Here is a 9690-nt window from a genome sequence, read left to right as displayed (position 1 = left end):
GATGGGCCGCCTCGCGGACAAGGTCGCGATGGTGACGGGCGCGGGCCGGGGCATCGGCGCCGCGATTGCCCGCGCGTTCGTTCGCGAGGGGGCGGCCGTCGCGCTCGTCGATCTCGACTTCCCGCAGGCGCAGCGCACGGCGGCCGAGATTGCGCAAGAGATCACCGGCGCGCGCGTGCTGCCGCTGCAGGCGGACGTCGCGCGGCAGGATGCGGTGCGCGATGCACTTGCGCAGACCGAGGCGGCATTCGGCCCGCTCGACGTGCTCGTGAACAACGCGGGCATCAACGTGTTCGCCGATCCGCTGACGATGACCGACGACGACTGGCGCCGCTGCTTCGCGGTCGATCTCGACGGCGTGTGGCACGGCTGCCGCGCGGCGCTGGAGGGGATGGTCGAACGCGGCCGCGGCAGCATCGTGAACATCGCGTCGACGCACGCGTTCAGGATCATCCCGGGCTGCTTTCCGTACCCGGTCGCGAAGCATGGCGTGCTGGGCCTCACGCGTGCGCTCGGCATCGAATACGCGGCGCGCAACGTGCGCGTGAACGCGATCGCGCCGGGCTACATCGAGACGCAGCTCACGCGCGACTGGTGGGACGCGCAGCCCGATCCGGCCGCCGCGCGCGCGCAGACGCTCGCGCTGCAGCCGATGAAGCGGATCGGCCGGCCCGAGGAGGTCGCGATGACGGCCGTGTTCCTCGCGTCCGACGAGGCGCCGTTCATCAATGCCGCGTGCATCACCGTCGATGGCGGGCGCGCGGCGCTGTATCACGACTGACGCAACGATTCGAAAGACCGCACGTGCGACGGCCGCGCGCACGCTGCGTCGAAACCAACAAGCGGCTGCATCCTGTTCGATGAAGACAAGGAGACACTGGAGATGAAACGCAGAACGTTCGTAACGCTGGCCGCCGCGGCAGCGGTGGTGATCGGGAGCCCGGTCGTGCACGCGGCCGATCCGGTCAAGATCGGCTTCCTCGTGAAGCAGCCGGAAGAGCCGTGGTTCCAGGACGAGTGGAAGTTCGCCGAGATGGCGGCGAAGCAAAAAGGCTTCACGCTCGTGAAGATCGGCGCGCCGTCCGGTGAAAAGGTGATGAGCGCGATCGACAACCTGTCCGCGCAGAAGGCGCAGGGCTTCATCATCTGCACGCCCGACGTGAAGCTCGGGCCGGGCATCGTCGCGAAGGCGAAGTCGCACAACCTGAAGATGATGACGGTCGACGACCGCCTCGTCGACGGCGCCGGCAAGCCGATCGAGGCGGTCCCGCACATGGGGATCTCCGCGTACAACATCGGCAAGCAGGTCGGCGACGGCATCGCGGCCGAGATCAAGAAGCGCGGCTGGGACATGAAGGACGTCGGCGCGATCGACATCACCTACGAGCAGCTGCCGACCGCGCATGACCGCACGAGCGGCGCGACCGACGCGCTGGTGGCCGCCGGCTTCCCGAAGGCGAACGTGATCGCGGCGCCGCAGGCGAAGACCGACACGGAAAACGCATTCAACGCGGCGAACATCGCGCTCACGAAGAATCCGCAGTTCAAGCACTGGGTTGCGTACGGCCTGAACGACGAGGCCGTGCTCGGCGCGGTGCGCGCGGCCGAAGGGCGCGGCTTCAAGGCGGACAACATGATCGGCATCGGCATCGGTGGGTCCGATTCGGCGCTGAACGAGTTCAAGAAGCCGCAGCCGACGGGCTTCTACGGCACCGTGATCATCAGCCCGAAGCGCCACGGCGAGGAAACCTCGGACCTGATGTACACGTGGATCACGCAGGGCAAGGCACCGCCGGCGCTGACGCTGACGACCGGCATGCTCGCGACGCGCGACAACGTGTCGAAGGTGCGCGACGAGATGGGGCTCGCGTCGAAGTAAGCGGCCCGCCGGCTGCCGCGGCGATGCGGCGGCCGGCGGTCGATCGATCCGGAAGTGGGGAGACGACGTGTCAGCGGCACTGCGTTTTGACAATATCGGCAAGGTCTTTCCTGGCGTGCGCGCACTCGACGGCATTTCGTTCGACGTGCATGCGGGCGAGGTGCATGGCCTGATGGGCGAGAACGGCGCGGGCAAGTCGACGCTGCTGAAGATTCTCGGCGGCGAATACCAGCCCGATGCGGGCAGCGTGCTGGTCGACGGCCAGCCCGTGCAGTTCGCGAGTGCGGCGGCGTCGATCGCGGCCGGCATCGCGGTGATTCACCAGGAGCTGCAGTACGTGCCCGACCTGACGGTCGCGGAAAACCTGCTGCTCGGCCGCCTGCCGAATGCGTTCGGCTGGGTGAGGAAGCGCGAGGCGAAACGCTACGTGCGCGAGCGGCTCGCGGCGATGGGCGTCGATCTCGATCCGGACGCGAAGCTCGGGCGGCTGTCGATCGCGCAGCGGCAGATGGTCGAGATCTGCAAGGCGCTGATGCGCAATGCGCGCGTGATCGCGCTCGACGAGCCGACCAGCTCGCTGTCTCATCGCGAGACGGAGGTACTGTTCAAGCTCGTCGACGATCTGCGTGCGCAGGGCCGCGCGCTGATCTACATCTCGCACCGGATGGACGAGATCTACCGGCTCTGCAATGCGTGCACGATTTTCCGCGACGGGCGCAAGATCGCGTCGCACGAATCGCTGGCCGACGTGCCGCGCGAGCGGCTCGTCGCCGAGATGGTCGGACGCGAGATTTCGGATATCTACCATTACGCGCCGCGCGCGCTTGGCGACGTGCGGTTCGCCGCCGAAGGCATCGACGGCCCGGCGTTGCGCGAACCCGCGAGCTTCTCGGTGCGCGCGGGCGAGATCGTCGGTTTCTTCGGGCTCGTCGGCGCGGGCCGCAGCGAACTGATGCGGCTCGTGTACGGCGCGGATCACCGGCGCGCGGGCGTGCTGACGCTCGACGGCGCGCGCATCGACGTGAAGCGCACCGGCGACGCGATCCGCCACGGCATCGTGCTGTGTCCGGAGGATCGCAAGGAAGAAGGGATCATCGCGATCGCGTCGGTCGCGGAGAACATCAACATCAGCTGCCGCCGCCATTCGCTGCGCGCGGGGCTCTTCATCAACGGCAAGGCCGAAAGCGAAACGGCCGACCGCTTCATCCAGCGGCTCAAGATCAAGACGCCGAACCGGCGGCAGAAGATCCGCTTCCTGTCGGGCGGCAACCAGCAGAAGGCGATCCTGTCGCGCTGGCTCGCGGAGCCCGACCTGAAGGTCGTGATCCTCGACGAACCGACGCGCGGGATCGACGTCGGCGCGAAGCACGAGATCTACGACGTGATCTACCGGCTCGCGGAACGCGGCTGCGCGATCGTGATGGTGTCGTCGGAGCTGCCGGAAGTGCTCGGCGTATCCGATCGCATCGTCGTGATGCGTGAAGGCCGGATCGCGGGCGAGCTGCCGCGCGAACAGGCGAACGAGCACGCGGTGCTGAGCCTTGCGCTGCCGCAGACGAGCGCGGTCGAGGCGGCCTGACGCGATACACGACATTCGAATCGAACACGCGCGGCGCGAGCCGTGCGATGCAGGAGCAGGAGACACAATCATGCAAGTCAACGAAAACCTTGGCAGCGCCGCCGTGAAGCCGTCGGCCGACGCGCTGGTGCCGCAGCAGAGCGACCGCCAGAAGTGGTGGCAGCATCTGACCGAATACAGCCTGATCGCGATCTTCGCGGTGATGTTCATCACGATGTCGCTCACCGTCGATCACTTCTTCTCGATCGACAACATGCTCGGCCTCGCGCTGTCGATCTCGCAGATCGGCATGGTCGCGTGCACGATGATGTTCTGTCTCGCGTCGCGCGACTTCGACCTGTCGATCGGCTCAACCGTCGCGTTCTCCGGCGTGCTGTGCGCGATGGTGCTGAACGCGACCGACAACACGTTCGTCGCGATCGTCGCGGCGGTTGCGGCGGGCGCCGCGATCGGCTTCGTGAACGGCGCGGTGATCGCGTACCTGCGTATCAACGCGCTGATCACGACGCTCGCGACGATGGAGATCGTGCGCGGGCTCGGCTTCATCGTGTCAAAGGGGCAGGCGGTCGGCGTGTCGTCGGATACCTTCATCGCGCTCGGCGGGTTGTCGCTGTTCGGCGTGTCGCTGCCGATCTGGGTCACGCTGCTGTGCTTCATCGCGTTCGGCGTGCTGCTGAACCAGACGGTATATGGCCGCAACACGCTCGCGATCGGCGGCAACCCGGAAGCGTCGCGGCTCGCGGGGATCAACGTCGAACGCACGCGCGTGTACATCTTCCTGATCCAGGGCGCGGTGACGGCGCTCGCGGGCGTGATCCTCGCGTCGCGCATCACGTCGGGCCAGCCGAACGCCGCGCAGGGTTTCGAGCTGAACGTGATCTCCGCGTGCGTGCTCGGCGGCGTGTCGCTGATGGGCGGCCGCGCGACGATCTCGGGCGTCGTGATCGGCGTACTGATCATGGGCACCGTCGAGAACGTGATGAACCTGCTGAACATCGACGCGTTCTACCAGTACCTCGTGCGCGGCGCGATCTTGCTCGCGGCCGTGCTGCTCGACCAGCTGAAGAACCGCGGCGTCCGCGATTGACCCGATCTGCTCTCACGGAGACGAACCGCATGACCATCGACACTTCCGCGCACGACACGCACACCGCGAGCCACGCGCGCTATGCACGGTATCCGAGCCTCGAGGATCGCGCCGTGCTGATCACGGGCGGCGCGACCGGCATCGGCGCGGCGTTCGTCGAGCACTTCGCCGAACAGGGCGCGCGCGTCGCGTTCGTCGACCTCGACGCGGCGGCCGGTACCGCGCTGGCGGAAAGCCTCGCGAACGCGCCGAACGTGCGTCATGCGCCGCTGTTCCTTCAGTGCGACCTGACCGACATCGGCGCGCTGCGCCATGCGATCGACGCGATCCGCGCGCGCATCGGCGCGATTGCGGTGCTCGTGAACAATGCGGCGAACGACGCGCGCCACGCGGTCGGCGACGTGACGCCCGAATCGTTCGACGCGGGCATCGCGGTGAACCTGCGTCACCAGTTCTTCGCCGCGCAGGCGGTGATCGACGACATGAAGCAGCAGGGCGGCGGCGCGATCATCAACCTCGGCTCGATCAGCTGGATGCTGAAGAACGGCGGCTATCCCGTCTACGTGATGGCGAAGGCGGCCGTGCAGGGGCTGACGCGCGGTCTCGCGCGCGACCTCGGCCCGTTCGGCATCCGCGTGAACTCGCTGGTGCCGGGCTGGGTGATGACCGACAAGCAGCGGCGGCTGTGGCTCGACGACGCGGGTCGCGCGGCGATCAAGGCCGGCCAGTGCCTCGATGCCGAGTTGCTGCCCGCCGATCTCGCGCGAATGGCGCTGTTCCTCGCGGCCGACGACAGCCGGATGATCACCGCGCAGGACGTGATCGTCGACGGCGGCTGGGCCTGACTGTTCGCACGACCCGCATCGAATTTTCGACGAAGGAAAGGAGTTCACCATGACCGCCACGTCCTCGCGCGCATCGTCGTCCACCAGCCAGTCGCGCCGCGCGCGCCTGGCCGCCGCCGCGCAGCCGGTCAGCCCCGGCCCGCAGACGGCTGCCTTCGCGCAGGGCGTCGGCGCCGCGCATGCGGCGGCCGTCACGCTGTCGAATGCGTCGCTGCGGCTCGACGTGCTGCCGCATCTTGGCGGCGGCATCGCGCGCTTCGACTGGCGTGGCGACAACGGCGCGCTGATGCCGGTGTTCCGCCGCTGCGAGCACCCGGAGACGGCGACCGATCCGAACGAGCTCGCGTGCTATCCGCTGCTGCCGTACTCGAACCGGATCGGCGACGGGCGGTTCGAATGCGACGGGCGCAGCGTCGCGGTGCCGCGCAACCGCCGCGACGAGCCGCTGCCGATCCACGGCGACGGCTGGCTCGCGCCGTGGCAGGTGGACGATGCGACCGGCACGTCGCTGCAACTGTCGCTCGATCGCACCGCCGGCGCGCCGTATGCGTTCCGCGCGATCCAGTCGTTCGAACTCGACGACGCGACGCTGTCGATCGCGCTGACGATCGAGAACGCGGGGCGCGCGCGGCTGCCGTTCGGGCTCGGCGTGCATCCGTTCCTCGTGCGTGACGCCGCGACCGAACTGGCCGCGGCCGCCGGCGGATTGTGGCTGTCGGGTGCCGATTTCCTGCCGGTGCGGCACGTGAGCGTGCCGCCGGCCTGGCAGTTCGGCGTCGCGTATCCGCTGCCGGCCGTGCTCGTCAATCATGCGTTCACCGGCTGGGGCGGCCACGCGACGGTGAGCTGGCCGCGCCGCGGGCTGTCGCTGACGGTGGCGGCCGACGCCGACGCGTACGTGCTCTATACGCCGCCAGGCGAGGATTTCTTCTGCTTCGAGCCGGTCGATCATCCGATCAATGCGGTGAACCTGCCGGGTGGCGCGGCCGCGCACGGGATGACGCTGCTCGCGCCCGGCGAGCGGCTCACGCGGCGTTTCGCGTTCACCGTCGAGCGGGCCGATGCGCGCGGCAATGCCGCGATGCGCGAGGAGCGCCGGCGACGCGGGTAAAATACGCGGTCTACCAACGGTTTGCCGCGAGTACCCGCCATGTCTTCCCCGCTTACTTTCATCGAATCGCTGCGCGCCGCGTGGCAGCGCACCAACTCGCTGCTGTGCGTCGGCCTCGATCCCGAGCCGTCGCGTTTCCCCGTGCAGTTCGACGGCCAGCCCGACGCGATCTTCGAATTCTGCCGGCAGATCGTCGACGCAACCGCGCAATACGCGAGCGCGTTCAAGCCGCAGATCGCCTACTTCGCCGCGCATCGCGCGGAAGACCAGCTCGAGCGGCTGATCGCGCACATCCACCTCCAGCACCCGGGCCTGCCCGTGATCCTCGACGCGAAGCGCGGCGACATCGGCAGCACGGCCGAGCAGTACGCGCGCGAGGCGTTCGAGCGCTACCGCGCGGATGCCGTCACGGTGAACCCGTACATGGGCTACGACTCGGTCGAGCCGTACTTCGAGCACGAAGGCAAGGGCGTGATCGTGCTGTGCCGCACGTCGAACCCGGGCGGTTCCGACCTGCAGTTCCTCGACACGAACGGCCGGCCGCTGTACCAGGTCGTCGCCGACCTCGCGGCGAACAAGTGGAACGCGAAGAACGGCCAGCTCGGCCTCGTGGTCGGCGCGACGTTCCCGAAGGAAATCGAGATCGTGCGCGGGATCGTCGGCGACATGCCGCTCCTGATTCCCGGCATCGGCGCGCAGGGCGGCGACGTGCAGGCGACCGTCAACGCGGGCCGCACGGCCGACGGCACCGGCATGATGATCAACTCGTCGCGCGCGATCCTGTACGCGAGCAAGGGCGAGGATTTCGCCGAAGCCGCGGCGCTCGCCGCGCAGAAGACGCGCGACACGATCAACGCGCATCGCTGAAATACCGGCCGCCCGCCCGGGCGGCCTTGCATCGCCGGGCCCGCGTTCGCGGGCCGTTCCTCTGCCTGCCCCGATGTCTGCTGCACTGACGCACGCTGACAATTTCCCGTCGCTTCCGCACCGCATGCCCGCAATTTAATCGCGCGATGCTCCCGCTTGTCATCGATCCGTAACGAAAATGTCAAGAAAGGGAGTGACGCCATGCCCAAGCTGTCCCGCCGAATCCTGAGCGCGTTCGCCGCATCGCTGTGCATGACGTTCGCCCATGCGGCGGATCTGTCGCACTGGCCTGCCGACAGCGCGAAGGCGCTGAACGCGATGATCGCTGCGCACGCGAACCGCGGCGACTACGCGGTGTTCGACGCCGACAACACGACCTACCGCTACGACCTCGAGGAGTCGCTGCTGCCGTACCTCGAGAACCGCGGCGTGCTGACGCGCGACACGCTCGACCCGTCGCTGAAGCTGATCCCGTTCAAGGATTCCGCCGACTACAAGGAATCGCTGACGAGCTATTACTACCGGCTGTGCGAGATCGACGACCTGGTCTGCTACCCGTGGGTCGCGCAGGCGTTCGCCGGGCAGTCGCTGGACGACCTGAAGCGCCACGTCGACGCGATGCTCGCCGACGGCAAGCCGGTCCCGATCCGTTACTGGCAGGGCGACAAGGTGGTCGACGGCACGGTGAACCCGCCGCGCTTCTTCCGCGGGATGCAGGAGCTGTACAACGCGCTGCGCGAGAACGGGATCGAGGTCTACGTGATGACGGCCGCGCACGAGGAACTCGCGCGGCTCGTGCTGTCCGACCCGAAGTACGGCTACAACGTGAAGCCGCAGAACGTGATCGGCGTGACGACGCTGCTGCGCAACCCGGCGACCGGCGCGCTGACGACGTCCCGGCTGCAGATCAAGGCCGGCAAGTACGACGAGGCCGCGAACCGCAATCTGGTGATCACGCCGTTCCTGATGAACCCGATGACGTGGTACGAAGGCAAGCTCGGCTCGATCGTCGGCTGGATCGACCAGTGGAAGAAGCCGGTGCTCGTCGCGGGCGACACGCCGACGTCCGACGGCTACATGCTGCTGAACGCGACCGACGTCGCGCGCGGCGGCGTGCGCGTGTGGGTGAACAAGAAGGACAAGCAGATGGCGCAGATCCGCGCGTGGTCGGAAGAATCGGCCGCGCAGCAGAAATCGCTCGGCCTGCCGGTGACGGCGGACAAGAACTGGATCGTCGTGAAGCCCGACGCGATCCAGTAAGCGGGCAAGCGGGGGCGCGGCACGTGCCCCCGGCCCGATCAGCCCTCGCGCTCGTCGAGCAGCTTCAGCAGCCCGCGCAGCGCATGCGCGGCCGCCTGCGTGCGGATCTGTTCGCGGTCGCCCTTGAACACGAGCGTCTCGACGTCGGTATGCAGCCGGTTGCTCCAGCCGAAAGATACGGTGCCGACCGGCTTCTTCTCGCTGCCGCCCGCCGGGCCGGCGATGCCGGTGACGGACAGTGCGACTTGCGCGCGGCTGTTGCGCAGCGCGCCTTCGGCCATCGCGCGCGCGACGGGCTCGCTGACGGCGCCGTGCTTGTCGATCAGGTCGGGCGGCACGCCGATCATCTCGATCTTGGCCTGGTTCGAGTACGTGACGAAGCCGCGCTCGAACCACTGGCTGCTGCCGGAGATGTCGGTGATCGCCGCGGCGATCATGCCGCCGGTGCAGGATTCGGCGGTGGCGAGCGTCAGGTGCTCGTCACGCAGCTTGTTGCCTGCGCGGATCGCAAGCTGGTGGACGACGGAATCGGTTGGCATGCGCGTCGGGAAACGGGAGTCGGGAAATCGGTCAGCCGACGACGGAGCGCCACAGGGCGATCACGAGCAGCGTCATGAACGCGGCGACCAGGTCGTCGACCATGATGCCGAGCCCGCCTTTCAGGCGGCGGTCGAAATAGCGGATCGGCGGCGGCTTGAGCATGTCGAAGAAGCGGAACGCGACGAACGTCCACAGCTGGCCGACGAAGGTCGCGGGCGTGACGAACAGCATCACGAGCCAGATCGCGACGATCTCGTCCCAGACGACGGCACCCGGATCGGCCGTGCCCATCTTCCTCGCGGTGAAACCGGTGAGCCACGTGCCCGCCACGAAGCCGGCCGCGATCAGCGCCCACCATTCGGGCACCGTCAGGTAGCGGTTGAGCACGACGAACGTGAGCCAGCCGAACAGCGAGCCGAACGTGCCGGGCATGATCGGCGCGAGCCCGCTGCCGAAGCCGAGCGACAGGATGTGCGCCGGGTGCGACAGCATGAAGCGCGCGGTCGCGCGCTGCGGGGCGTA

The 9690-nt window shown here is 68.1% G+C and carries 10 protein-coding genes; 8 read left to right on the top strand and 2 right to left on the bottom strand.

The genetic code is table 11. The features are described from left to right. The first annotated feature begins 1 nt into the window (after position 1). The 8 genes from G3O06_RS44285 (at position 2) to G3O06_RS44250 (ending at position 8628) form a co-directional block, all read left to right on the top strand. Positions 2-781, top strand: a complete 780-nt coding sequence (locus G3O06_RS44285; RefSeq protein WP_174916871.1) for an SDR family oxidoreductase — start codon at positions 2-4, stop codon at positions 779-781. Between the two features lie 102 nt (positions 782-883). After that, positions 884-1879 carry an arabinose ABC transporter substrate-binding protein gene (locus G3O06_RS44280; RefSeq protein WP_205819855.1) on the top strand — a complete coding sequence of 332 codons (996 nt, stop codon included), beginning with the start codon at positions 884-886 and terminating at the stop codon, positions 1877-1879. A 67-nt stretch (positions 1880-1946) separates the two neighbouring features. Continuing rightward, complete coding sequence (araG, locus tag G3O06_RS44275) at positions 1947-3458, top strand: L-arabinose ABC transporter ATP-binding protein AraG (protein WP_205819854.1); 1512 nt, start codon at positions 1947-1949, stop codon at positions 3456-3458. A 70-nt stretch (positions 3459-3528) separates the two neighbouring features. Continuing rightward, on the top strand, positions 3529-4545 hold the full coding sequence (araH, locus tag G3O06_RS44270; protein ID WP_043191339.1) for an L-arabinose ABC transporter permease AraH: 1017 nt from the start codon (positions 3529-3531) through the stop codon (positions 4543-4545). A gap of 29 nt (positions 4546-4574) precedes the next feature. After that, positions 4575-5390, top strand: a complete 816-nt coding sequence (locus tag G3O06_RS44265) for an SDR family oxidoreductase (protein WP_205819853.1) — start codon at positions 4575-4577, stop codon at positions 5388-5390. 49 nt (positions 5391-5439) lie between these two features. Then, positions 5440-6501, top strand: coding sequence for an aldose 1-epimerase (locus tag G3O06_RS44260; RefSeq protein WP_205819852.1), 1062 nt, complete (start codon positions 5440-5442; stop codon positions 6499-6501). 39 nt (positions 6502-6540) lie between these two features. Continuing rightward, positions 6541-7368, top strand: a complete 828-nt coding sequence (gene pyrF, locus G3O06_RS44255) for an orotidine-5'-phosphate decarboxylase (protein ID WP_011350899.1) — start codon at positions 6541-6543, stop codon at positions 7366-7368. 201 nt (positions 7369-7569) lie between these two features. Continuing rightward, positions 7570-8628, top strand: a complete 1059-nt coding sequence (locus tag G3O06_RS44250) for a haloacid dehalogenase-like hydrolase (RefSeq protein WP_205819851.1) — start codon at positions 7570-7572, stop codon at positions 8626-8628. A gap of 38 nt (positions 8629-8666) precedes the next feature. Here G3O06_RS44250 and G3O06_RS44245 read toward each other — a convergent pair whose 3' ends face one another. Further along, positions 8667-9167, bottom strand: a complete 501-nt coding sequence (locus tag G3O06_RS44245) for a CinA family protein (RefSeq protein ID WP_034186407.1) — start codon at positions 9165-9167, stop codon at positions 8667-8669. Between the two features lie 31 nt (positions 9168-9198). Continuing rightward, a partial coding sequence (locus G3O06_RS44240) for a phosphatidylglycerophosphatase A (RefSeq protein ID WP_205819850.1) occupies positions 9199-9690 on the bottom strand: 492 nt, incomplete at its 5' end.

This window comes from Burkholderia sp. Ac-20345, from assembly GCF_017104825.1.
Taxonomy (GTDB): domain Bacteria; phylum Pseudomonadota; class Gammaproteobacteria; order Burkholderiales; family Burkholderiaceae; genus Burkholderia; species Burkholderia lata_B.
The sequence above is the reverse complement of the archived record's forward strand: the minus strand, read 5'-3'. Positions and strand labels throughout refer to the sequence as shown.

What these genes read in the sequence shown, in the direction of transcription:
- G3O06_RS44285 (WP_174916871.1), top strand. Translation starts at nt 2, where the DNA reads ATGGGCCGCCTCGCGGACAAGGTCGCGATGGTGACGGGCGCGGGCCGG.
- G3O06_RS44280 (WP_205819855.1), top strand. Translation starts at nt 884, where the DNA reads ATGAAACGCAGAACGTTCGTAACGCTGGCCGCCGCGGCAGCGGTGGTG.
- araH (WP_043191339.1), top strand. Translation starts at nt 3,529, where the DNA reads ATGCAAGTCAACGAAAACCTTGGCAGCGCCGCCGTGAAGCCGTCGGCC.
- G3O06_RS44265 (WP_205819853.1), top strand. Translation starts at nt 4,575, where the DNA reads ATGACCATCGACACTTCCGCGCACGACACGCACACCGCGAGCCACGCG.
- G3O06_RS44260 (WP_205819852.1), top strand. Translation starts at nt 5,440, where the DNA reads ATGACCGCCACGTCCTCGCGCGCATCGTCGTCCACCAGCCAGTCGCGC.
- pyrF (WP_011350899.1), top strand. Translation starts at nt 6,541, where the DNA reads ATGTCTTCCCCGCTTACTTTCATCGAATCGCTGCGCGCCGCGTGGCAG.
- G3O06_RS44250 (WP_205819851.1), top strand. Translation starts at nt 7,570, where the DNA reads ATGCCCAAGCTGTCCCGCCGAATCCTGAGCGCGTTCGCCGCATCGCTG.
- G3O06_RS44245 (WP_034186407.1), bottom strand. Translation starts at nt 9,167, where the DNA reads ATGCCAACCGATTCCGTCGTCCACCAGCTTGCGATCCGCGCAGGCAAC.